The sequence below is a fragment of the Pragia fontium genome, assembly GCF_900638655.1.
Taxonomy (GTDB): domain Bacteria; phylum Pseudomonadota; class Gammaproteobacteria; order Enterobacterales; family Enterobacteriaceae; genus Pragia; species Pragia fontium.
The window spans coordinates 1,652,581-1,677,961 of record NZ_LR134531.1 but is presented as its reverse complement, the minus strand read 5'-3'; the positions used below and the strand labels follow the sequence as shown (position 1 = coordinate 1,677,961).

At 45.0% G+C, this 25,381-nt stretch carries 20 protein-coding genes; 6 read left to right on the top strand and 14 right to left on the bottom strand.

Translation table 11 applies throughout. From position 1 onward, the window contains the following. Positions 1–168 precede the first annotated feature (168 nt). Positions 169–1,290 carry a ribosomal protein uL16 3-hydroxylase gene (locus EL341_RS07330; RefSeq protein ID WP_047780795.1) on the top strand — a complete coding sequence of 374 codons (1,122 nt, stop codon included), beginning with the start codon at positions 169–171 and terminating at the stop codon, positions 1,288–1,290. 123 nt (positions 1,291–1,413) lie between these two features. Here the strand turns inward: EL341_RS07330 and dppF are convergent, their stop codons facing one another. The 6 genes from dppF to pepT all read right to left on the bottom strand — a co-directional run bounded on the left by dppF (position 1,414) and on the right by pepT (position 8,791). Beyond that, positions 1,414–2,427, bottom strand: coding sequence for a dipeptide ABC transporter ATP-binding subunit DppF (dppF, locus tag EL341_RS07325; RefSeq protein WP_074821281.1), 1,014 nt, complete (start codon positions 2,425–2,427; stop codon positions 1,414–1,416). Beyond that, positions 2,424–3,404, bottom strand: coding sequence for a dipeptide ABC transporter ATP-binding protein (dppD, locus tag EL341_RS07320; RefSeq protein WP_047780793.1), 981 nt, complete (start codon positions 3,402–3,404; stop codon positions 2,424–2,426). Before dppD ends, dppF begins: the two co-directional genes overlap by 4 nt. A gap of 11 nt (positions 3,405–3,415) precedes the next feature. Next, positions 3,416–4,306 carry a dipeptide ABC transporter permease DppC gene (gene dppC / locus EL341_RS07315; RefSeq protein ID WP_047780792.1) on the bottom strand — a complete coding sequence of 297 codons (891 nt, stop codon included), beginning with the start codon at positions 4,304–4,306 and terminating at the stop codon, positions 3,416–3,418. A 10-nt stretch (positions 4,307–4,316) separates the two neighbouring features. Then, the gene (dppB, locus tag EL341_RS07310) at positions 4,317–5,336 is read right to left on the bottom strand and encodes a dipeptide ABC transporter permease DppB (RefSeq protein ID WP_047780791.1); all 1,020 of its coding nucleotides are present in this window, start codon (positions 5,334–5,336) and stop codon (positions 4,317–4,319) included. 196 nt (positions 5,337–5,532) lie between these two features. Continuing rightward, on the bottom strand, positions 5,533–7,125 hold the full coding sequence (gene dppA / locus EL341_RS07305) for a dipeptide ABC transporter periplasmic-binding protein DppA (RefSeq protein ID WP_074821278.1): 1,593 nt from the start codon (positions 7,123–7,125) through the stop codon (positions 5,533–5,535). 424 nt (positions 7,126–7,549) lie between these two features. After that, positions 7,550–8,791 (bottom strand): peptidase T, encoded by a 1,242-nt coding sequence (gene pepT / locus EL341_RS07300; protein ID WP_074821274.1) that lies wholly within the window; start codon positions 8,789–8,791, stop codon positions 7,550–7,552. Between the two features lie 394 nt (positions 8,792–9,185). Here pepT and potA point away from each other — a divergent pair, with 394 nt between their 5' ends. The 5 genes from potA to EL341_RS07275 all read left to right on the top strand — a co-directional run bounded on the left by potA (position 9,186) and on the right by EL341_RS07275 (position 14,832). Next, positions 9,186–10,301: a spermidine/putrescine ABC transporter ATP-binding protein PotA gene (gene potA, locus EL341_RS07295; RefSeq protein ID WP_047780788.1), complete on the top strand. Its 1,116-nt coding sequence runs from the start codon at positions 9,186–9,188 to the stop codon at positions 10,299–10,301. Next, on the top strand, positions 10,285–11,160 hold the full coding sequence (gene potB, locus EL341_RS07290) for a spermidine/putrescine ABC transporter permease PotB (RefSeq protein ID WP_047780787.1): 876 nt from the start codon (positions 10,285–10,287) through the stop codon (positions 11,158–11,160). Before potA ends, potB begins: the two co-directional genes overlap by 17 nt. Beyond that, complete coding sequence (gene potC, locus EL341_RS07285; RefSeq protein WP_047780786.1) at positions 11,157–11,933, top strand: spermidine/putrescine ABC transporter permease PotC; 777 nt, start codon at positions 11,157–11,159, stop codon at positions 11,931–11,933. Before potB ends, potC begins: the two co-directional genes overlap by 4 nt. A gap of 70 nt (positions 11,934–12,003) precedes the next feature. Continuing rightward, a complete protein-coding gene (gene potD / locus EL341_RS07280; protein ID WP_074821267.1) occupies positions 12,004–13,044 on the top strand; it encodes a spermidine/putrescine ABC transporter substrate-binding protein PotD in 1,041 nt (346 codons plus the stop codon). A gap of 546 nt (positions 13,045–13,590) precedes the next feature. Beyond that, the gene (locus tag EL341_RS07275; protein ID WP_047780784.1) at positions 13,591–14,832 is read left to right on the top strand and encodes a Zn-dependent hydrolase; all 1,242 of its coding nucleotides are present in this window, start codon (positions 13,591–13,593) and stop codon (positions 14,830–14,832) included. A 162-nt stretch (positions 14,833–14,994) separates the two neighbouring features. Here the strand turns inward: EL341_RS07275 and EL341_RS07270 are convergent, their stop codons facing one another. The 8 genes from EL341_RS07270 to nagK form a co-directional block, all read right to left on the bottom strand. Next, entirely contained in the window at positions 14,995–15,222 is a 228-nt protein-coding gene (locus EL341_RS07270; protein WP_074821265.1) for a hypothetical protein, read from the bottom strand. Between the two features lie 347 nt (positions 15,223–15,569). Continuing rightward, positions 15,570–15,803, bottom strand: coding sequence for a transglycosylase domain-containing protein (locus EL341_RS17800; protein WP_074821262.1), 234 nt, complete (start codon positions 15,801–15,803; stop codon positions 15,570–15,572). Further along, on the bottom strand, positions 15,746–16,144 hold the full coding sequence (locus EL341_RS07260; protein WP_126467456.1) for a hypothetical protein: 399 nt from the start codon (positions 16,142–16,144) through the stop codon (positions 15,746–15,748). The genes EL341_RS17800 and EL341_RS07260 overlap by 58 nt, the downstream gene beginning before the upstream one ends. A gap of 23 nt (positions 16,145–16,167) precedes the next feature. Beyond that, positions 16,168–16,602 carry a GNAT family N-acetyltransferase gene (locus EL341_RS07255; RefSeq protein WP_373994788.1) on the bottom strand — a complete coding sequence of 145 codons (435 nt, stop codon included), beginning with the start codon at positions 16,600–16,602 and terminating at the stop codon, positions 16,168–16,170. Between the two features lie 242 nt (positions 16,603–16,844). Next, positions 16,845–19,874: an autotransporter outer membrane beta-barrel domain-containing protein gene (locus EL341_RS07250; RefSeq protein WP_083399636.1), complete on the bottom strand. Its 3,030-nt coding sequence runs from the start codon at positions 19,872–19,874 to the stop codon at positions 16,845–16,847. 424 nt (positions 19,875–20,298) lie between these two features. Continuing rightward, the gene (locus EL341_RS07245; protein WP_083399635.1) at positions 20,299–23,319 is read right to left on the bottom strand and encodes an autotransporter outer membrane beta-barrel domain-containing protein; all 3,021 of its coding nucleotides are present in this window, start codon (positions 23,317–23,319) and stop codon (positions 20,299–20,301) included. Positions 23,320–23,574: 255 nt separating this feature from the next. Beyond that, the gene (cobB, locus tag EL341_RS07240) at positions 23,575–24,426 is read right to left on the bottom strand and encodes a Sir2 family NAD+-dependent deacetylase (RefSeq protein WP_047780779.1); all 852 of its coding nucleotides are present in this window, start codon (positions 24,424–24,426) and stop codon (positions 23,575–23,577) included. Positions 24,427–24,455: 29 nt separating this feature from the next. Further along, positions 24,456–25,367 carry an N-acetylglucosamine kinase gene (nagK, locus tag EL341_RS07235; protein WP_074821258.1) on the bottom strand — a complete coding sequence of 304 codons (912 nt, stop codon included), beginning with the start codon at positions 25,365–25,367 and terminating at the stop codon, positions 24,456–24,458. Positions 25,368–25,381: the final 14 nt, after the last annotated feature.

Below are 25,381 nucleotides of genomic sequence, written 5' to 3'. Positions count from 1 at the left end.
CCGATTTCTACTGTTTTCTCCGGTCACACCCTCCAACAACACGCCTTAATATCCGAGGAATAAATCAATCCCCCAGAACAAATGAAAAAACTGCGAAACCAATCCGGTATTCTTAACCAACCTTCGCTATAATCAACCGCAATTTCCTGCTGAATGGTAACTGAAACGATGGATTATCAACTTGATTTAGACTGGGATGACTTTTTAGAACGCTACTGGCAAAAACGTCCGGTGGTACTAAAAAATGTTATTAAAAACTTTATTGATCCAATCTCTCCTGATGAGTTAGCAGGACTGGCAATGGAAAATGAGGTTGATAGCCGTCTGGTGAGTCAACCGAACGGTCACTGGCAGGCCAGCAATGGTCCATTTGAAAGCTATGACCATTTGGGTGAAAAAGGCTGGTCACTGTTAGTTCAGGCAGTAAACCACTGGCATGCTCCTTCCGCTGCCTTGGTTCGTCCGTTCCGTAAAATGCCCGACTGGCGTTTTGACGATCTGATGATCTCCTTCTCCGTTCCCGGTGGTGGCGTAGGCCCGCATATCGACCAATATGATGTGTTTATTATTCAGGGAATGGGCAGCCGTCGTTGGCGCGTAGGTGATAAACAGCCCCTTAAACAATACTGCCCGCATCCGGCTTTATTACACGTTGAACCTTTTGACCCCATTATTGATGAAGATCTGGAGCCCGGCGATATTCTTTATATTCCACCAGGATTCCCACACGATGGCTTCACGCACGAAACCGCTATGAACTATTCCATTGGTTATCGTGGGCCTAATGGCCGTGATCTGCTCAGCAACTTTGCCGACTATGTTCTGGAACACGACTTGGGTGGTGAACACTATAGCGATCCTGACCTAAAGTTGAGAGCTCATCCCGCTATAGTGGAAGACTATGAATTGGAACGCCTGCGTAAGATGATGACCGACCTCATCAATCAGCCGGAAGAGTTCAATCAATGGTTTGGCGGTTTTGTCACCACATCACGCCATGAGCTGGATATCGCCCCGGCAGAACCACCTTACCGTTCTGATGAAATCTATGACTCGCTGGTGCAGGGTGAAAGCCTGATTCGCCTGAGTGGTTTACGCGTACTGCGCGTTGGCGATCTTTGTTTTGCCAACGGTGAACTGATCGATACCCCTTATCTGGAAGCGGCAGATGCCTTATGTCGTTACCCGTTAATTGGGCAAAAAGAACTGGGTGAGGCGTTGGAAGATCCGGCATTCGTCGCTGTGTTGGCGCAGTTGGTGAATAATGGATATTGGTATTTTAATGACTAAAGGTTATTGAGATTTCCCAATAACCTGACTTGTATCGTCATCCCATTTTTATTCTCGTCATCCCCGCGAAAGCGGGGATCTCGCCCTTAAGCCAAACATTATCAAACCAAAATAACAAAAACCTTATATGGTTCCCTCTAACTGAGCGCCAACACCATTTTCCCTATCCCTATCCACCGCAAAACAGGCAATCAACTGACCGTTATAATCCTTTAAGCTGGGTTTGACTTCAAAGCAGGTATCAAATGCGCGCGGGCAGCGGGCATTAAATGCACAACCTTGTGGCGGATTCAGCGGGCTCGGTAATTCACCGGTCAACTTGATCCGTTCACGACGCGCGTCCGGATTTAACCTCGGTGTTGCAGAGAGTAAGGCCTGCGTATAAGGATGTTGCGGATGATTAAAAATCTGTGTCTTGCTACCCTGCTCCACACAACGACCCAAATACATCACCATAACCTCATCGGCAATATGCTCAACCACCGACAAATCGTGAGAGATAAATACATAGGACAGTCCCATTTCCTGCTGTAAGTCCATCATCAAATTCAATACTTGAGCCCGAACGGAGACATCCAGAGCAGAAACCGGCTCATCCGCAACCACAATATCTGGATTGAGCATTAAGCCACGAGCAATGGCAATACGCTGACGCTGACCACCGGAAAACATGTGCGGATAGCGATCATAATGTTCGGTTCTTAAACCCACTTTCGCCATAATAGCTAAGGCTTTTTCTCGCCGCTCCGCTTTAGATAATGTGGTATTTATCAGCAAAGGTTCTTCCAGAATATCGCCGACTTTTTTGCGCGGATTTAACGAGCCATAAGGGTTCTGAAACACAATCTGAATTTTCTGGCGACGCAACTTCTGCGCTGCCGGATCGTGTTTTAATAAATTCTCCCCCTGATAATAAAGCTCACCGGCAGTAGGCAACTCAATCATGGTTAATAATCGCCCCAGCGTGGATTTACCACACCCTGACTCACCAACTACCGCCAGCGTTTTGCCCTTCTCCAGAGAAAAGGAGACACCGTCCAGCGATTTCACCTGCTGCTGTGGCGAGAATATCCCACTCTTTACCGAATAATATTTTTTCAGCTCAATGGCCTGTAACAATGGTTGATGCTGACTCATAGCGTCGGCCTCCCCTGATCGTCGAGTGGTGTATGGCATTTAACCTGTCTACGGTCTTCCCCCCTGAGTTCCGGTTCCTGCTGACGACACACCTCTGTCGCATACGGGCAGCGCGGACTGAGTAAGCAACCTAATGGCCGATCGTATTTACCGGGTACCACACCGGGCAACGAGGTTAAACGCGCCTTCTCACTGGAGAACTCGGGCAACGCTCTCAATAGCGCCTGAGTATAAGGATGCCGCGGAGTACTGAAGATCTCTTTAGCTTTACCACTTTCCATCACCTGACCGGCATACATCACAATAATGTATTGTGCGGCTTCAGCAACCAGTGCCAAATCGTGAGTAATTAAAATCAGCGCCATATTTTCACGCTGCTGCAGTTCCAATAGCAGTTCGATAATCTGTGCCTGAATGGTGACATCCAGCGCCGTGGTCGGTTCATCAGCAATCAGCAGTTGGGGACGACAGGCAATAGCCATCGCAATCATCACGCGCTGGCTCATTCCACCGGATAACTGATGCGGGTAACAGTCTAAACGTGATTCTGGAGCAGGTATCCCCACCTGAGTGAGTAAATCGATGGCTCTTTGACGACGCGTTTTACGGTTTCCGCCCTGATGAATTTTCAGCGCTTCCATAATCTGATACCCCACGGTATAGCAAGGGTTCAAGCTGGTCATGGGGTCTTGGAAAATCATGGCGATTTCATCACCCACAATCTGCCGACGTTCTTTTTCGGAAATAGTCCGCAGATCCCGACCGTCAAAATGCAAATCTTTCGCGCTCACTTTTCCCGGAAAATCAATCAATCCCATAATGGCTAATGAACTGACTGACTTACCGGAACCTGATTCACCGACAATACCAACCACTTCTCCTCTTTCAACCCGATAACTCACGCGATCGACGGCTTTGAATGGAGCACTCTCATCACCGAAGTGAACCGACAACTGTTCAATCTCTAATAACGCCATGTCGCCTCCGGTTACTGTTTAAGTTTAGGATCCAGCGCATCACGTAAGCCGTCTCCCATTAAGTTGAATGCCAGCACCGTAAATAGAATCGCCAGACCTGGGAAAGTCACTACCCACCAGGCGCTCTGGGCAAACTGCAATACTGAGGAGAGCATCGTTCCCCATTCTGGGGTTGGCGGTTGCGCTCCCATACCCAAAAAGCCTAATGCGGCCATATCCAAAATGGCATTGGAAAAACCGAGGGAGGCCTGAACAATTAACGGCGCTAAACAGTTAGGGAGAATATTAATAAACATCTGGCGTAATGGACCGGCTCCCGCCACTTTCGAGGCGATAACATAGTCTCGATTCACCTCTGACAGCACCGCAGCGCGGGTTAAACGTACATAGTGGGGTAAAGAAACAAAGGTTAATGCCAGAGAGGCATTAAGAATTGATGGGCCAAAAATAGCCACCAGCACCAATGCCAGCAGCAGGCTCGGTAACGCCAGCATAATATCGGCAATACGCATAATCGCGATATCGATAATACCGCCAACATAGCCCGCGGTAACCCCCAGTACAACCCCAAGTACCAGCGATAAACTGACCACCAGACAACCAACCAAGATGGATAGCCGAGTACCGTACATTAAGCGAGAGAGCATATCCCGCCCTACGTCATCGGTGCCCAAAATATGCTGCATACTGCCGCCATCCTGCCATGCCGGCGGCGTAAGCAGTGCATCACGAAACTGTTCCGCCGGTGAATATGGCGCTAACCAGTTAGCCCCGACGGCAATCACCAACATAATGGCAATATAAATCATGCCGACGACGGCACCTTTATTACGTCGAAAATAGTGCCAAAACTCCTGTAACGGGGTCATGGGTTTTGGCGCCGATATCGTTACTTCACTCATAGTGCGCCCCTTATTTTCTATGCCGAATGCGCGGATTCACCACGCCATACAGAATATCAACCAGTAGATTGACCAAAATAATCATAATCGCCACCAGCAAGACGCCACCCTGCACCACCGGATAATCGCGGCGTTGTAAGCCATCAATTAACCAGCGACCCAGCCCCGGCCATGAGAAGATGGTTTCAGTCAGGATCGCTCCGGCCAATAATGTGCCTATCTGTAAACCAATGATGGTCACTACCGGCAACATCGCATTACGCAAGGCGTGTACCACAATAACCCGGATACGGCTCAGCCCCTTGGCTCGTGCCGTACGGATATAATCCTCTCCCAAGACTTCCAGCATTGAAGAACGGGTCATGCGCACAATCACCGCCAGAGGAATAGTTCCCAATACCAATGCAGGTAAAATAAGGTGATGTACCGCGTCCCAAAAATCACCCGGCTCGCCAAACAATAGGGTATCCACCAGCATCAGGCCGGTCAGCGGCTGGCTGTCATCAAGAAAAATGGAATCACTGATTCTTCCGGATACCGGGGTGAGATTGAGATGTACTGAAACCAGCATAATCAGCATCATCCCCCACCAGAAAATTGGCATTGAATAGCCCGTCAGAGAAAGACCAACAGAGGCATGGTCAAAGACCGAACCACGTTTAACCGCCGCTAAAACACCAACCGGAATGCCAACGGCAATGGCAAACAGCATGGCACAAAAGCCCAGTTCAAAAGTGGCCATAAAGCGAGGGACAAACTCATCCCAGATAGGAATCTTGGTATTGATAGAGATACCCAAGTTGCCATGTAATACGTTAACTACATAGGTTATATATTGCTCATAAAGCGGTTTATCCAACCCCAATTGCGTCATCATTTGGGCATGGCGCTCAGCAGAAATTCCCCGCTCACCGGCCATAATCATAACCGGATCGCCGGGTATCACATGGACAAAGGCAAAACTTAGCAGGGTAATTCCAATGAAGGTCGGGATGATTAGTCCGAAACGTCGAAGGATAAATTGCAGCATAATTGCAGATCTCAGTAGTTATTATAATAACGACAGCTGTTCGAACGCTGCTCACAGGCCCGTGTGACTTCACCTGGAGAAACGGTCGTGGCAAAAACAAAACCTATTCAGGTTTCTCTGTTACGGGTAGCTATTGTCCATTTATTGATTGACTCCGCCCGACTTCAAGTTTCGGGACGGAGCCAATTAACTACTTTTATTTTTCAACCGATGAAGTAGCAAAAGAGTGACGACGACCGTCAATCACATAGCCTTTCACCTCTTTACGCACCGGTTCTGACACGGTGGAATGTGCAATCATTACCGCCGGAACCTGCTCGTGCATGACCACCTGAGCCTGCTTATACAGTGCAATACGTTTGTCATGGTTAGATTCAACTCGGGCAGCCTGAATCAAATCTTCAAATGGCTTATAGCACCAGCGAGAATAGTTAGAACCATCTTTGGCGGCAGCACAGCTAAATAGCGTGGCAAAGAAGTTATCTGGATCCCCATTATCACCGGTCCAACCAATTAACATCGCCTGATGCTCACCATTCTTGGTGCGCTTCAGATACTCGCCCCACTCATAAGTCACGATCTTGGCTTTTACCCCAATAGCGGCCCAGTCAGCCTGAATCATTTCGGCCATACGGCGAGCGTTCGGGTTATAAGGGCGCTGTACCGGCATTGCCCACAAGTCGATGCTAAAACCATCTGCCAATCCCGCTTCTTTCAACAAGGCCTTGGCTTTTTCTGGATTATATTCGTAGTCTTTCACCTGATCGTTATAAGACCACATTGTTGGTGGGATCAGGTTCTTAGCCGGTTGACCGGCGCCCTGGAACACTGCATCGATAATTGATTTCTTATTGACCGCCATGGTTAGCGCCTGACGAACCTTCAGGTTATCCAACGGTGGCTTAAGCATATTGAATGACAGATAACCGATATTGAGCCCCGCCTTCTGTTGCAACACGATATCTTTATCCTGCTTCATTTTTTGCAAATCCGCCGGATTTGGGTATGGCATCACCTGACATTCATTTTTCTGAATTTTGGCATAGCGCACTGAAGCATCAGGCGTAATGGAGAAGACCAAACGATCTATTTTGGGTTTAGTGCCCCAATAATTATCGAATGATTTATACAGAATGCGCGCATCTTTCTGGTATTGCATCAGTTGGAAAGGCCCGGTACCGATGGGCGATAAATCGATTTGCTCAGGTTTACCGGCCTTCATCATGGCATCGGCATATTCCGCAGAGAAAATAGAGGCGAAGTCCATGGCAATATCAGCAATAAACGGGGCTTCAGGACGAGTTAGCACAATCTTGACCGTATGATCGTCCACTTTCTCTACGCTCTGAATCAAATCTTGCATGCCCATATCGCCAAAATAGGCATAGTTTCCACCAGAAACTTTATGGAATGGATGATTAGGATCTTTCTGCCGCATAAAAGAGAAAACCACGTCATCCGCATTAAAATCACGCGTTGGGGTAAACTCTTTATTACTCTGGAACTTCACTCCCTTACGCAAATGAAAGGTGTAAGTTTTTCCATCTGCACTGACATCCCACTTCTCTGCCAGGCCAGGAGTCGTCTCTGTGCCACCAATTTTAAACTCCACAAGGCGATTATAAATAGGCACAGAACTGGCATCAAATGAAGTTCCGCTAGTATACAACTGAGGACTGAATCCTTCTGGGGAACCCTCAGAACAATACACCAAGGTATTGGCCTGAACGCCAGCAACCATCGCTAATGTGGCCAATCCAATACTCAAATTAAGTAACTTCTTTTTCATTATTCACTCCCACAGTCATAGGATGTTGTTTGCTGATTTTGTTGGCAAATCAACTAGCATCTGGGTTTACCCCCATTACTAATATGAAAAAACATTTCATTAACATTTATGCCAACGAAGTATAGTCACAAAATTTCAACAAGGACTTCAGAAACAAAACCGGAGTAATTAACCAAATAAAAAAACAAATTCAACGCAAAATTCTTATGAAATTAAAAAAAATGAAATGGCACCATATAAAAATTCGCTATCAATAATTTTTACCCGGTGAAAAAAAGCAGGATTACTCGATGTGAAAAAAATTACTTTTAAAACTCTGAAATTCATCACAGTTTCGCAGTTGAGACTGGTCACAAAACAAACAAAAACAAGCTGTATAAAAAGTGACAACGTCTCATTTATACAGCTTATTGGGAAATAGCGATTACAGACTGCCTTCTTTGGCCCTTTCCGCCGTAATTTCGGCAATCCGCATAATCACTGAAACCGCCTTTTCCATCCCTTCAACGGTAACGAACTCATGCTTACTGTGCGGATTATAACCCCCGGTAAAGATATTCGGGCACGGTAAACCCATATGTGACAGGATGGCTCCGTCGGTACCACCACGAATGGGCACCACTTGTGGTTCAATACCATTATCCAACATAGCCTGACGGGCAATATCAACCACGTGTGGGTGGCGGGCAACGTCATCGCGCATATTGTAGTAGCTGTCTTTAATGGTGACTTCAATATGACAGTCGCGGTGTAATCCTTCTCCCACCTGTTTAGCCACATCGAATATCATCTTTTTGCGCTTTTCAAAACCATCACGCTCAAAATCACGAATAAGATAGTTCATTTCAGCGTAGTCCACACTGCCGCGTACGGCACTTAAATGATAGAACCCTTCATAGCCTTCCGTATATTCCGGTGATTCCGCCGCCGGTAATGCCTGTTGAAAACGAGCCGCTAGCCCTAATGCGCTAACCATCACGCCTTTTGCTCGGCCAATATGTCCGCCATTACCGACAATTTTTATCGTCGCCTGAGCGGCATTAAAGTTTTCACATTCCAGTTCACCCACACCACCGCCATCAACGGTATAGGCCCACTTGGCACCAAACTGATGAATATCGAAATACTTCATGCCCTTACCCACCTCTTCATCTGGGGTAAAAGCGATTCTAATATCGCCGTGCGGGATATCACTGGCTTTAAGACGCACCATGGCCGTCAGAATTTCAGCAATGCCGGCTTTATCATCAGCACCTAATAGCGTTTTACCATCGGTAGTAATCAACGTTTGTCCATTGAGTTGATGCAATACCGGAAACATCACCGGAGAAAGAACTTCATCACCGATGCCTAATGCAATATCACCACCACGATAATTATCAACAATTTGAGGTTTGACACCTTTACCAATAACTTCCGGAGAGGTGTCCATATGGGCCAAAAATCCGATAACCGGTGTACGCCAGCCCACATTTGACGGTAATGTTGCCATTAAACACCCATTGTCGCTTAAAACAATGTCTGTCATTCCTATCTCAATAAGTTCACTCTGTAATGCTTTAGCCAATACCATTTGCCCTTCGGTGCTTGGCGTCTGACGAGCATTCGGTCTTGATTGTGTGTCAAAAGAAACATAATGAAAAAAGCGATCCAATAATCTATCCATTTTTATACCCCCCAAATTAACTTTCTTATTATGCGTATCCCCCCATTCTAAATATTGCGTCAAGTCAGTTTTAGACACGTTTTCACATGATAATTAAAGGAAATTAACCAATATTAAATAATACTGCCGTCTTAATTGATTCTGTATAACAACTCGTTGTTATACATAAAAAATATTATTAGTAAAAAAACACCCTTAAAATGTTTAAATAGGCTTTCATTTATTACCGTCAGGGTCTATTATCCGCGCTCGAAAAATCGAATGGGGTCACTGGTTTTGAATAAGTGGAAACAGACGAAATAAATTTATTTCGTTACCTTGATACTTATTCATTGCAGTCTTTTCCAGTGATGGTTCTATCTGCCTTAGTTTACGGGATAGAGTATTAAATTAAATGACTGATAACTCCTCTCTTTTACCGGTTGTCGAACTTAAAAATATACGCAAAGGTTTCGACGGTCGTGACATCATAAGCCAGTTTAATTTAACCATTAATGATGGTGAATTTCTGACTATTCTCGGCCCTTCTGGTTGTGGCAAAACTACGGTACTTCGCTTAATCGCCGGTTTAGAAACCGTTGATGAAGGCCAAATTTTGCTGACCAATCAGGACATCACGCATCAACCCGCTGAACAACGTCATGTTAATACGGTGTTCCAAAGTTATGCACTATTCCCGCATATGAGTATTTTTGAGAACGTTGCCTTTGGTCTGCGTATGCAGAAAACACCGGCAGATCAAATTACTCCGCGCGTGATGGAAGCGCTGAAGATGGTACAGCTAGATGCCTTCGCCCAGCGTAAACCGCACCAGCTTTCTGGCGGTCAACAACAGCGTGTAGCTATCGCCCGTGCGGTAGTCAATAAACCGAAAGTCCTGTTGCTTGATGAATCATTGTCTGCGCTGGACTACAAACTGCGTAAGCAGATGCAAAGTGAGCTACAGGCGCTACAACGTCAATTAGGTATCACCTTTATTTTTGTTACTCACGATCAGGAAGAAGCCCTGACCATGTCCGACCGCATTGTCGTTATGCGTAATGGGCGTATTGAGCAGGATGGCACACCGCGTGAGATTTACGAAGAACCGAAGAACATGTTCGTTGCCCGCTTTATCGGCGAAATTAACGTGTTCGACGCCCAAATTATCAATCGTATTGATGAAAAACGAGTATGGGCTAATGTTGAAGGCCGCGAATGTGGCATTTTGACCGATCTGGATGTTAATCCAGGGGATAAAGTTAAAGTTCTACTGCGCCCTGAAGATCTGGCGGTTGTGGCCGTTAAAGAAGGGGAAAAAGTGGATGGCCTGGTGGGCTATATCCGTGAACATAACTATAAAGGCATGATGCTAGACACGGTAGTCGAATTGGAAAACGGCAAGATGGTGATGATCAGTGAGTTCTTCAACGAAGACGATCCTGATGTCGATCACTCACTGGACCATAAAGTCGCAGTGACCTGGGTTGAACGCTGGGAGGTGGTACTGGCAGATGAAGGCGCACAATAAACCATCACAGCGTAAGCTGTTTCAGCAGGTTTCCATCACCATCATCGTATCTTGGTTGGTTCTGTTTGTGTTCTTACCCAACCTGATGATTATTGGAACCAGCTTCCTGACCCGGGACGATGCAAATCTCATCTCGCTGGTATTCAGTCTGGATAACTATACTCGACTGTTTGACCCGATGTATGCGCAAGTGCTGTTGCATTCGCTCAATATGGCACTGATCGCCACGTTTTTCTGCTTGGTGATTGGCTACCCGTTTGCTTACTGCATCGCCAATATGCCGAAACGCATCCAACCCATTATGTTATTCCTGCTGATTATTCCATTTTGGACTAACTCGCTGATTCGTACCTATGGTCTGAAGATTTTTATCAGTACTAAAGGCGTTCTGAATCAGATTCTGTTAGGTATTGGCCTGATTGATGAACCGCTGCGTATCATGTATTCGCAACAGGCGGTGATTATTGGTCTGGTGTACATCCTGCTGCCGTTTATGGTATTGCCTCTCTATTCCAGCATTGAAAAACTGGATAAGACTTATCTTGAAGCGGCTCGTGACTTAGGTGCGCGTAAACTACAGACTTTTACCCGAGTGATTATTCCTCTCACTATGCCGGGTATTATCGCGGGTTGTTTACTGGTTCTGCTGCCGGCAATGGGCATGTTCTATATTTCCGACCTGTTGGGCGGAGCCAAAAACCTATTAGTCGGTAACGTCATCAAGAACCAGTTCCTGAGATTACGCGATTGGCCATTTGGTGCAGCAACCAGTATTAGTCTGACTATCATGATGGGCTTTATGCTGTATATCTACTATCGTGTGGGTAAGCTACTTAATCGGAAGGATGAACTGGAATGATTGGACGCCTTTTCCGTGGCGGCTTTATGACCGCCGTTTATGCCTTTTTATATATTCCGATCGTTATTCTGATCGTTAACTCCTTTAACTCCGCAAAGTATGGCGTGACATGGAAAGGCTTTACTACCCAATGGTATGAAATCCTGATGAACAACGACAGCCTGTTACAGGCTGCCGGGCATTCCATCGTTATCGCTACGCTTTCAGCGACGTTTGCCACCCTAATCGGTTCACTGACCGCGGTAGCCTTATACCGTTATCAGTTCCGCGGCAAACATTTTGTCAGCGGTATGCTGTTTGTGGTGATGATGTCGCCGGATATCGTGATGGCCATCTCCCTGCTGGCGTTATATATGCTGCTGGGGCTGTCATTAGGATTTTGGTCACTGATGCTGGCACATATTACTTTCTGTCTGCCTTTCGTGGTGATTACCGTTTATTCCCGTATGAAAGGATTTGACGTCAGAATGCTGGAAGCAGCACGAGATCTCGGTGCCACCGAGTTCACCATTATGCGTAAGATCATACTGCCGATTGCCATGCCTGCCGTGGTCGCCGGTTGGTTACTGAGCTTTACGCTGTCGATGGATGATGTGGTGGTATCTTCCTTTGTCACCGGGCCATCCTACGAAATCCTGCCGTTGAAAATTTATTCAATGGTAAAAGTAGGTATGTCGCCGGAAGTGAACGCGTTAGCCACGATTATGCTGATGTTATCACTGGTCATGGTTTTAGCCAGTCAGCTGGTTTTGCGCGATCGCAGTACCAAATAGATGCAACGCCGGCATGATGAAGTGTCGGCGTTGAATCTCCCCTTGTTCTCTTTTTAAGGAGATACGCTGAATGAAAAAGTGGTCTCACCTGCTTGCTGCAGGAGCAATGCTACTTTCCAGCGCCGTAGCTCAGGCCGATGATAAAGTGGTCTATTTTTATAACTGGTCTGAATATGTTCCACCGGGATTAATGGATGATTTCACCAAAGAGACCGGTATTAAGGTTATCAACTCTTCCTTTGAGTCGATTGATACCATGTACACCAAGCTGAAAACCTACAAAGATGGGGCTTACGATCTGGTGGTACCTTCAGCCTACTTCGTGGCGCGGATGCGTGATGAAGGTATGATTCAAAAGATTGATACCAGCAAGCTGAAAAACTTTAAAAATATTGACCCGGCATTGCAATCTAAACCCTTTGATCCAACCAATGAATGGTCTATCCCCTATACTTGGGGTGCCACGGGAATCGCGGTAAATACCGATGTGATTGACCCGAAAACCGTCAACAGTTGGGCAGATCTTTGGGATCAGCGCTTTCGCGATCGTATCTTAATTCTTGATGATGCGCGGGAAGTTTTCCCTATCGCTTTGGCCAAGCTGGGTTACTCGATTAATACCACCGATCCCAAGCAAATTCAGCAAGCTTATGAAGAACTGCGTAAGCTGATGCCGAATGTGGTGGTGTTTAACTCTGATGCTCCCGCGAATCCTTACATTGAAGGCGATATTGATATCGGCATGCTCTGGAACGGTTCTTCATATATGGCCCGTCAGGAAGGTGTTCATCTGCAATATATTTGGCCTAAAGAAGGGGCGGTATTCTGGATGGATAGCATGGCCATTCCCTCCAATGCTAAAAACGTCGAAGGCGCGCTGAAGCTGATTGATTATCTACTACGCCCGGAAGTGGCGGCGAAAATCGCGAACGAAATTGGCTATCCGACGCCAAATATTGAGGCCAGAAAACTGCTGCCAAAATCATTGACGGAAGATAAATCGCTTTATCCAGATGCCGAAACTCTGGAGCAAGGCCAATGGCAAGGTTCCGTGGGTGAAGCAGGTCTACTCTATGAGACGCTCTTCCAGAACCTGAAAGCCGGCGGTTAATACCTTATACCAACGCTTTATGACAAAGATACCGGGAACAACCAACGTGGTTTTTCTCGGTATTTTTTTCTCACACGATAACGAGATGCTTGTCGGTTAAGCTTAATGACTGCGAAAGTTTCGTCCACTATCAGTACAAAGAATAAATCAACATCAGTATACGTGGCCGAGCAGAAGGCGTTCGGGTTAACGCACCGGCCTTCATGCTGGACGTGCTCCCTCACTCAGTTGTCGGCTGAATTCCAGCGCTCAATAAAAAGGGCCAAAAATCCCCCTCACATTTTACATTACACAAGAGCACGGTCTTTAACATTCCCATATAACAGAAATGGCTCCCTGTTGATGTATATCAAACCACCGCTTAAATTAGACTGAAGTCTCTCACCTGCCCTGATATGATGACTAAGTATAGTTGCTCGCATTGATAAGATTGTTTCTTATGCGTTGGTTTATTTACGGTTCCCTTTCCTGATATAAAGAGTAACCGGCACCTTATCGCACTACCAAATATCCTGTTGATAATGGGATGACAAGAGGAAAACTGAAATGGTTCAAGCACTAACCAAGCAATCGGCACTCAACCTTTTCGAACAAATTACCGCCTTTAGCGTCAATGACGCCACGCCGGGTATCACCCGCTTAGCTTACTCCAAAGAAGATGAGCTAGCGCATCAGTTGATGATCGAAAAGATGAAAGAAATGGGTCTACAGGTACGTCAGGATATGATGGGCAATATTTTTGCTCGCCTGCCGGGGAAAAATCCTGAACTCCCTGCCATTGGTACCGGTTCCCATATTGACTCCGTTCCTCAAGGTGGTGCTTACGATGGTGTGATCGGCGTGATTGCCGGCTTATATGCCATTTCTCAGTTTAAACCGCAGCAGTTAAAGCGTTCTCTTGAGCTGGTCATCTTCCGCGCTGAAGAGTCCAGCCGTTTCGGCTTCGCCTGTATGGCCAGTAAGGTGATGGCAGGACAAGCCGACTTTGATAAGTGGGCCAAAAATACCGATAGTGAAGGTAACAATATTTTCCAGGTCTTGGATAACTGTGGTTATCAAAGCCAAAAGCTGGATGAATGTCGCCTGCCAACTCACTACTTTGATGGCTTTATTGAAACCCATATCGAGCAAGGCAAAGTGCTGGAACATCAGCATAAACGTATCGGTGTCGTCAACGGTATCGCCGCTCCATGCCGCTATCGCGTCGAAGTACACGGCCATGCTGACCATTCAGGCGCAACGCCTATGTGCCAACGTCACGATGCCTTAGTCGCCAGCGCAGCTATTATTACCGATATCAACGCGGCAGCTGGCTATGAGTCTGCTTATGGTACGGTGGGTACCGTCGGTCGCTTAGACGTTTCACCTAACGCTATCAACGTTATCCCCGGTGATGTGACCTTCTACGTTGATATTCGTGGCGTAGACAAAGCCAGCGTAAACCGCGTAGTTGCCAAGTTCCAGGCTTCCGTTGAACATGCTAAAGCGGCACAAGATGTGGTTATTAACGTGAGTGAACTGGCTAACGATATGCCGGTATTGATGAAAGATGATATCGTTCATCGTCTGGAACGTATCTGTCAGGAAAAAGGCGTTCCATTTACTACCATGATGAGCGGTGCAGGCCACGATACCATGTATATGGCACAAGACTTCCCTGCCGGTATGCTGTTTATCCCATCCCGAGACGGTGTCAGTCACCATCCGGATGAATATAGCGAATTTGATGATGTTATTCTGGCGGCTGAAATTTTACAGCAGGCGATGGGGGAACTGGCTGACGCCTGATACCTGACAAACTGAATAAATAAGTTATATTACTCTACGTCATTCTGGCATCCGCCGGAATGACGAGGTTAAATCAAGTTAACCAAATAATAAATACATTCACAATGGCTTTATTAAAAATAAATAAAGCCATAAACAATAATTAATTAATCGAACTCATCATTACTTTTTGCTGGAGCCCGGCAGTGGAAATAAATTAGTATAATAATTTAAAATACTGCTGATTTTATTGAAAGCTTCGCTAATCGCCTTCAGAAAATCATCAAAACTGCCTGTAACATCGCCAGCAGCCGTATTCGTGCTATTTGCACCGTTAAGGGCATTACCAAAATCAGAAGAAACGCCGGAACCTGAAACCATTTTGGTTTCTTGAGTATTTAATTCACGCATGATCTCTTTCCTTATTAATTGAGAATATTTTATATATCGGCAAATAGAGCTAACACTCTATAATCCATTAATAATTATATCGCAACAACAAGCACACACCTTTGATAGTCTCTTTAAATTACTGAAACTTATGTTTTTACATCTCAATTAAATAACAAAAACACTTAGTTGATTATATTATTATACTTTTGAAATTATATAAGAAAAATTAGAGGACTTATCCAGATATCATCGATATTATTCAGCTCATAATGACAAATAGTTAACTCAAGCATCCTATGATTTTTAGAATTTTCTAAAGGCAGAGAGAAAATCCCCCTCTGCTTTATTTTTTTGTTTCTGATTTGCTATTTTGACTGCTCATATTCAGCGCACACCGGTAATAAGCGTTTAGTTCTTGCTGACAACCTCTCCGAACCAAGCTTATAGTATGACGGTGATTGAGGAATAATTATTAGCTCAGCCAACTGTTCGCAGCTCAGGTCAGACAACGCTGTAGAAAACAGGCTACCCGCGCCATTCTCTATACCATAAATAGCGTGGTTATCATCAGTACGCCCCAGATAAATAGCGATAGCCAAATTGACCCCATCTCTTCCCTGCTATACAGCATCTTCAACCATAAAGACCAAAGTCCTTCTCTGGTAATGCGGCGAAGCGTTGTTTGCCGCTCTCCAGACAAATATTTATACGACATGACCCGCGTGACGTGATGATAATAATGATTGTCTGGGTAATTCGCGGACATTAAACGATTTAACAAAACCGTCTGAGATTTATCATCAACGTACTTGGCGGCAGAAGCATTTAATTCATCTCTGGCCGGATAGATCTCTACGACGTAGTAACCAATAAAACTCAGCACAGCAATCAGTAATATTGAGAAAAAGATCGTCATCGACCAAGCCATAAAGCGCTTCACTGTATTCCCTTATTATCTTCCATTTACTGCAAAATCAGATGCAGTAGCGGGTAAGGTTTTCCCATACCATCAACTTCAGAACGACCAGCTACGTTAAAGCCGCACTTTAAATAAAAATTCAGCGCCTGCGGATTTTGTTCATTCACATCCACTTCAGTAATCGCTAATTGCTCTATCCCGTAATTAAGCAGTGCCTTACCTAGGCCCTGTCCTCGATAAGCCGGATCGATAAATAGCATCTCAACCTTGTTATCTGCTACACCGATAAAGCCACTAATGATTCCTTGAGAATTTTTAGTACACATTAAATGCACCATTGGCAAAAATTCATTTAAAATTAATGGTCGAAAGAACAGAATATCCGCTTCCGGTAAAAAATCATGAGTCGCCCTGACGGAGCGTTCCCATAAAGCGGTAAGTTCGGGGTAATCCTTCTCTTTAACCGCATGTATCTCTATCTTATTCATTATTATTAACCATCGAATTTATGATGTTGCTAACTATGAGTATTAAAAACGCGATAAAACGTTATCACCTCTTTTTATCATACTCAGCATAACATGATAAAATTATTGGCATTATCCTATTCTGAAACATGATACAGATTGGGAAAAATTTTAGCGGCCTAAACAGCGGCAATAAAAAAACCGAGTCATTCTCCATAAACGACCCGGCCTGATTTATTGTCTGTGATTGTTTATCAGAAACTGTATTTCATACCAATCACACCCTCAGTACGATGATAACCGCGAGTACCGACCTGTTCGCTAACCTGACTCCATATAGAGAAATTGTCGGTTAAGCTTCCTTGCAGTCCAAGCTTCAGCTCTCCAAGATTACGCGTCCCCTGTTGGGAAAAGGTTGCCCCTTGGCCTCCTTGGTAACCGATTCCATAGGAATGGGTATTGTGGAGCCAACTGGCTTCGACAAACGGCTGGAACGTTTGTTGACGATTTGCCGGCGAGGTCCCTTGCATAAACACTCTCATCCCTAACTTACTCATCAGATTACCATCATGATCCTGAACGATACGGTTTCCTAGCGCATCACGATGGTCATCTGCTTTGACGCCCAACCATGCCAGTTGGGCTTTAGGCTGAATAAACGCACTGTGATTTTTACCCTGATAGGTTTTATAGGTATATCCGGACTCCAGTGAGGCTGAAATACCCGATGAATGGTAATTTTCATCACGCATTTTGTCGCCTTTTACCTGATTATCAAACCAGCTGTAGGTTACCCAACTGTCGGTATATAAACCGCTTCCATCCTGTTCATTCGCATACCAGGTGCCATACAGGCCGACGCTGTAGCCGTGAACATTACCTTCCGCCTGATAACCAAGCAGCCCGGAACGCACTTTCGTTTTTGCATCCGCATAACCGCCCATCACGCCTAAATGTAAACGGTCCTGTCCATTGGTGCTCCACTGAGCGATATCTCCCCCTAAATGCACCAATGCACTATTGGTAGAAGTTCTCAGTGAATCCGCCACTCGCCCTTGTTCACGCGCCCCAACCACACGTAGCCACATGGAGGTTGGCGTGCTCATTTTTCCTTGCAGGCGTTCAGTAAACTGCGGCTCTCCCAGACGGTCATGTAAACTGTGCATAAATAAGGTATTGCTTAAAGCAACGTTAGTGGCGTATGCCCCCGTTTCTGGCGATATGAGCTTAAGCTTGGAATCTATTTCTGGATCTGGGTTTTCTGGATCTGGACTTTCTGGTTTTTTTGGGTTTAGCAGTTCTGAACGTAAATACCAGTTACCATCATCTCCGGTAACCGCACCGCCCTGATGCAGTAAATATTCATAACCACCAGAACTGACCCGATTAACCAGCATAAATTGACCATTTGAAAGCCCACCAACGCGAACCACTTCGATACCATTACGGGTTAAGGCGCCAGAACCAGCAATCTGATTGACGTACAAATTTGTCTTACCCTGAGTATTGCCTTCAACAATCAGCATATCGGTTGGAGAAGCATCATCGTTAAGTATGGTGTTAATGGTTAATGTACCGTCATTGCCTTGATAGTCACCATGGACTGTTAAAGTCTTAACGCTATAAGCTGTTAAGGTTCTAAAGCCATCGGCTGTCGGGGAACTAAAGAGAATATTACCGTTGTTGGTCAATGAAACAACATCTGAACTACCGGAAACATTCCACTGGCTAGAAGCATCAACTGAAAACTGCGTGCCGCTAGTCGCCTGACCGGTCCAGTTAGCATTTTGCAATGATAAATTAACGGTACTCTGGTCATCTGCCAAAATATCTCCGCTCATAGCAAGGTTTTTCGCCGTTAGGGAAACGTCACCTGCCCTGCCATCGTTATCAATAGTCGATGTGACCAGCATCCCTTGATTAACAATGTTTGTACCGTCCAGCGATGCGTCAATGACGCCCCCTTGAGCATAAAATACCGATGCCCCTGCCGCCGAACCGGCAGCCAACGAACCGGCTTTCATATCAGCAGTAATCTTACCCCCAGTCGCATACAGAGTACTTCTTTCTCTTGAAACTATCGTATTCTCACCGCTAAGCGTAATATTGGCTTCTTGCCCTAAAATCAAAGCCTCATTGGTCACTGACGCTCTTACACTCTCCAAACCTGAGTTAATAATGATATTTTCAGCCTTAAAATGCGAAACCGTATTCTCCGCAGTAGACTCGGATAATAAGCCGTGGAACCTAGCCTCAACCATACTGTCTTTGATTGAAATATCACCACCATTCCAAGACTTTACTCCATGAGTATCATCAGAGCTCACTGACAGCTTACTACCAACCAACTTTCCGCCATCGTGAGCAACAATACCAATTGAAGTATTACCTTTGACTGTAATGCTGCTGTTATCAATATCCACACTCGAATCCACATCACCAACCTGTATTCCGTTGGATGCTCGCCCGGTGGTCAGCAAATCCAGATTATTGATGGTAAAATTAGCGCCTGAGGTAATAAACATACCGCGAGAGTCTAAACCAGCAGTATTGATGGCTATACGATTATTCTCGGTACCTGCGATCGAGCCTAAAATCCCTGCGCCAAAAGCATAGACACCATGACTTTTCTCATTAGCGGTAATAATCGTCGTTTTTCCATCTATCTTCAGATCAACGTTCTCATCGGTACTTGCAGAATGCAGATGAACACCAATGCTATTAAGGCCTTCCGTATCAATAACACTATTTGTAATCGTTAACGAAGTTCTCCCACTGCCGTTACCTAATAAGTAAACACCTTGTGAATTATTATCATCCGTTTTCACTATTACAGATTGAATAACGTTCTCTTCACTTCCTTCTAACCTTAATCCGTCAGAACTTGAACCCGTGGTTGTAATAGTCAAGTTTGATATATTGAAATAGCCACCGCTGGTGGCATAAATACCGTGACTCCTGATACCACTGGTTGATATTAATGTATTTTCGCCGTTATGTTTCAGATAAGAATTATTGGAAACTAAAATAGCAGATGCTCGGTTGCTCGTTGTTGATGCGTTGACATTAGAGAGGTTGGCAGTAGTACCATTACCATCAGCCAAAATTGCCGGCTGGTTAGCTGTGCTAGATGAATAATCAGCATCATTTATCCACTCTTCAATATTGCTATTTATAATTAATACATTCTCATCCGCCTGAACCGGATAAGAATATATACATGCACCAGATATAAGAGCACTACCAATAGAAAAAGCCTGCAAGTTACGTGAAAATAGTTTCATTAAACATTCCTGCACATTATCTAATTACAGGCGTCACAAGAAACAAATAACCCTATAATCATTAGACACTTTCTTTGTTAACCCTTATTCATCACCTAATAAAAATAACCTAGGACAATGAAGTTTTTTATTTAAAATTTTCCACAACACATTTTCCAAATAAAACCAAAAATATGCTGGATTTATTTAGTATAGTTAATAAATTATAAATAGACCGAGTCTAATGAGAATATGTCTGTAGCAGATATAATGGCACAGTGAATAGAAAAGGACTGAAACCTACGTAAAAATAGTTTCATAAAACGTGCCTAAATTACGCTCTAACTGAATTTACATTATTAAAATACAGCCGTTCTACATCAATAAAAAAACCGGGTCGTTCACCATAAACGACCCGGTCTAATTTACCGTCTGTGATTATTCATCAGAAGCTGTATTTCGCGCCAATCACACCTTCAGTACGATGATAACCACGCGTACCGATCTGGTCGCTAACCTGCCCCCAAATAGAGAAGTTGTCGGTTAAGCTCCCTTGTAATCCTAGTTTCACCTCTCCCAGGTTACGCGTTCCCTGTTGGGAGAATGAGGGTCCCTGATTTCCCTGATAGTTTATCCCGTAAGGATGGGTATTGTGGATCCAACTAACTTCGGCAAACGGCTGGAATGTTTGTTGACGATTTGCCGGCGAAATCCCCTGCATAAACACTCTCATCCCTAACTTACTCATCAGGTTACCATTATTATCCTGAACAATACGATTGCCTGATGCATCGCTATGGTCATCTGCTTTGACGCCCAACCATACCAATTGAGCTTTAGGTTGAATAAATACGCTCTTATTTTTCCCCTGATAGGTTTTATAGGTATATCCGGATTCCAGTGAAGCTGAAATACCCGATGAATCGTAATTTTCATCACGCATTTTCTCGCCTTTGACCTGATTATCAAACCAGCTATAGGTAATCCAACTATCGGTATATAAACCGGTTCCATCCTGTTCATTTGCATACCAGGTGGCATACATACCGGCGCTATAGCCGTGAACGTTACCTTCCGCCAGATAACCAAGCCGCCCGGAACGCACCTTAGTTTTCGCATCCGCATAGCCGCCCATCACGCCTAAATGTAAACGGTCCTGACCATTAGCGCTCCACTGGGCGATATCTCCCCCCAAATGTACCAAGGCACTCTTGGTATGGGTTCGCAGTGAATCAGCCACCCGCCCTTTTTCACGCGCCCCAACCACACGTAACCACATGGAGGTTGGGTTAGCCATCTGCCCCTTCAGACGTTCGGTAAACTGAGGCTCGCCCAAACGATCGTGCAAGCTATGCATAAATAGAGTATTGCTTAAAGCGACGTTAGTGGCATAAGCACCTACTTCTGGGGATATAAGTTCAGGCTTCGCGCCTGCTCCAGAATTAGCGTCTGGGTTTGGTGTGGGGGTTGGCTTAGGATCTGGATTTAGCTCTTTAGGTAATTCTGAACGTAAATACCAGTTACCATCATTTCCGCTAACCGCACCGCCCTGATGCAGTAAATATTCATAGCCGCCGGCACTGACCCGATTAACCAGAACAAATCGGCCATCTGATGAACCAGCAACACGAACCACTTCAATACCATTGCTGGTTAGGCCGCCAGAACCCGCGACAGAATTGACGTGTAAGTTGGTCATTCCCTGAGTATTGCCTTCAACAATTAACTTATCCGTTGGAGAAAGGTCATCATTGATAATGGTGTTAATGGTCAAAGTACCGTCATTTCCCTGATAGTCACCCTGCACTGTCAAAGTCTTAAAGTCATTTACCGTCGGTGAAATAAAGCGAATGTTACCGCTATGAGCCAATGAAGCAACATCAGAATTCCCGGAGACATTCCACTGGCTGCTGGCATCAACTGAAAATGTCGTTCCATTCGTCACTCGGCCAGTCCAACTAGCATTTTCCAGCGATAAATTAGCGATACTCTGAACATCAGCCAGCACATCCCCACTCATAGCCAGATTTTTCGCCGTTAGGGAAACTTCACCAGCGTTAGCGTATTGGTCAACAACCGATGTTATCAGCATCCCCTGATTCATCACCGTTGTTCCATCCAACAATGCATCAATGACGCCGCCTTGTGCATGTAATGTTGACGCACCGCTAATCGAGCCCGTATTTAGCAAGCCACCTTGAATATCAGCCAAAATATTACCGCCCAAACGCGCAAACAATGTGCTGTCTTGTGAACGAATTTGATTTGTTCCGCTGAGCGTGACCGTTGCCCGCGTATTATGGGCCTGGGACAACGTCGATGAAGCAGATGCCATCACACCATGGGAATCCGCATCAATGACCATATCTTGGGCATCAAGTAGGGAAGTTTTATTATCCAGAGTCACTTCAGAGAATAAGCCTTTATTGGCTGCCTTGATGGTGCTGTTTTTGATTGAGATATCACCACTATTCCAAGACTTAACCCCGTGGGTATCGTCAGCGGTAATCGATAAGTTATCACCAACAAGCTTACCGCCATCATGAGCAATAATACCAAACGAGCGACTGCCTTTAGCTTTAACTTCACTGTCCTTGATATTTAGACTCGAACCGCTACCACTGACCTGAATGCCGTTAGACAAGGTTCCTGTTGTCAACACATTCATATTATGAATGGTCAGATTGGCCCCAGAACCAACAAAAACTCCACTAGAAGTATTACCGGAAGTCTGAATGGTTAAGCGATCGTTATCACCACCGGCAATCCAACCTGAGGTTCCAGCGCCAACTGCATTAATCCCTTCGCTCTTCTCACCAGCGGTAGTGATGTTCGTTTGCCCATCCATATACAGGAAAACTTTTTCACTGGCGTTAAGCGACCTCATACGAACGCCAGCACTGCCGTCTCCCAAGGTATCGATTTGGCTCTGGTTAATATATAGCGAAGTTTCCGCGCTATCATGACCAATCAGATAAGCACCGTTTGAATTAATATTATCCGTGCGGACCTTTAGATTTTGAACGAAATTACCCTTACTCGCCTGAATTCTTAGTGCATCAGAACCTGAACCCGTGGTTTTAATCGTTAATTCAACAACGTTAAAATAACCAGAGTCTATTGCAGAAATGCCATGACTGTTTACGCCGCTGGTTAATATTTTAGTATTAGCGCCTTTATTCGTCAGATAAGCATTATTAGAAATCAAAATAGCAGATGCATTAGAGCCAGTGGTTGATGCATTGACCTGAGCCAGATTTGCATAAGTTCCATTACCATCAACAACAACTGCGGACTGATTATCTATGCTGGATAAATAGGAAAGATCCTTAATCCATTCTTCTATGTTGCTATTTATAATGAGTAAATTGTCAGCCGACTGGACTTGATGAGAATAAAGACATGTACCAGATATGAGAGCACTACTGACAGAAAAAGCCAGCAAGCTCCGTGAAGATAGCAGCATTGAATATCCCTAATATATTGTCCCTGAAATACAAAAAAACAACGAAAGCGTGTTTAATTATAAGTAAAATAACTTCAAAAAGTTACCTTATAGAATAAAAATATCATAACATCTGCGTTTAAATCAATAAAAGCTCACTAGCAATCATCTAGTTAAGAAAATTTGAAATAGTTATTACGGTAATAATATTGTTTGATACTATTAATTTGAATCCGTTACCTAATCACAATAACCTCAGGTAACGGATTGCCTTACTTACGCTTTTTTACAGCAGTCCTTCGAAATAACATCTAAAAAAGTTTGCTGGATATATTCAGGCACCACCTGACTGGCCAAACCACAGTGTTTTTCTTCAAAGCTGTTGGCTACCTGACTAGGTTCAAGGTTAAGTTCCACAGTATGAGCACCATACAAGCGAGCACTACGTACAAAACCCGCAGCGGGATAAACATGCCCGGATGTGCCAATGGCAATAAAATAATCGGCTTCAGCAATAGCCTGACTAATTTTATCCATCTCAAGCGGCATTTCACCAAACCAAACGATATGAGGACGCATTGGCTGAGGAGGTTCACAACAATAGCAACGCTCGTTAACCGAGAGATCCCCTTTCCATTCGGCCACTTTACCGGAGCGCGTACAGCGAATCTTCAACAGTTCCCCGTGCATATGAATAACCCGCATATTGCCTGCTCGCTCATGCAAATTATCCACATTCTGGGTCACCAATAAGAACTTGTTTCCTAACAAATCCTCCAGTTTCGCCAATGCTTTATGGGCATCATTTGGCAAAATCTCCGGGCTGATTAACTGACGGCGGCGGGCATTATAGAACGCCTGTACCAGCTCAGGATTAGCCTCAAAGCCTTCCGGAGTAGCCACATCTTCAATTCGATGATCTTCCCATAGCCCATCAGAGGCGCGGAAAGTACGAATACCGGATTCAGCAGAAATACCGGCCCCGGTTAATACCACCACCGATGGATTATGGCTGGCTTTCACTTCATCGCAGGCTGAAGATAAAATACTGTGTAAATATCGCATACGTTGACGTTGGTGGCGTACATGCTTCACTTTGGTACGAAACAAGCGGCGATGAACTCGCATAACTGGAAGCTCCTTTTATGGTCCAGAATCTAATCCACTAAATTGAGAAATGCAGCACCACGAACACCACCGGAATCACCCCAACGGGCTTTTTCGATACGTGGAACTTTTGCGACATTCAGCAAATGGGGTTTAATACGTTCAGGTAATAGCGGATACATCTCATCAAAGTTAGATAATCCACCGCCAAATACCACTAAATGAGGATCGAGAACGGTAAAAATATTGGCCAGACAAATCGCCAACAAATCAATAAAACGCGTCACATGGGTTACCGCTTTTGACTCACCGCTACGATAATGTTCAATAATTCGTTGAGCTTCTAATCTGTCACCGAAAAATTGCTGATATAGCCACTCAAATCCGCGACCGGAAATATAGTTCTCCATACAGCCATTATGGCCGCACCCACAGTGAACCCGTGGAATATCCCTGCCCAGTACTTCCAGTGCGTCTACCGGTAATCTCAGGTGACCAAACTCACCGGCAATGTAGTTATTTCCGGAAAATATTTTACCATCGATAACAATTCCCCCTCCCACACCGGTTCCCAGAATAATGCCCAGCACGTTGGAATACTGCCGGAACTCACCATCCCAGGCTTCTGAAAGGGCAAAGCAATTCGCATCATTATCAATACGCACCGGGCGAGCAATGCAGCGCTCAAGATCGGCAGCTAAGGGCTTCCCCATCGATGCAGGAACGTTTGCGGTAAATAATTCGCCGGTGTTTCTATCTGGCATACCGGGAATACCGATACCCACTTTGCCTTCACACCCTAATGCGATATCCGCCTCGAGCGTCAGTTGCGTGAGTACCTTTAGCAAAGCCTGATAATCATCACGCGGCGTAGGTACCCGTTTTTGCATCAAACGGCGATGTTGCGCATCGAAAGCACCAAACTCAATCTTGGTGCCTCCCATATCAAAACCGTAGTACATACCCCTTCCTTTTC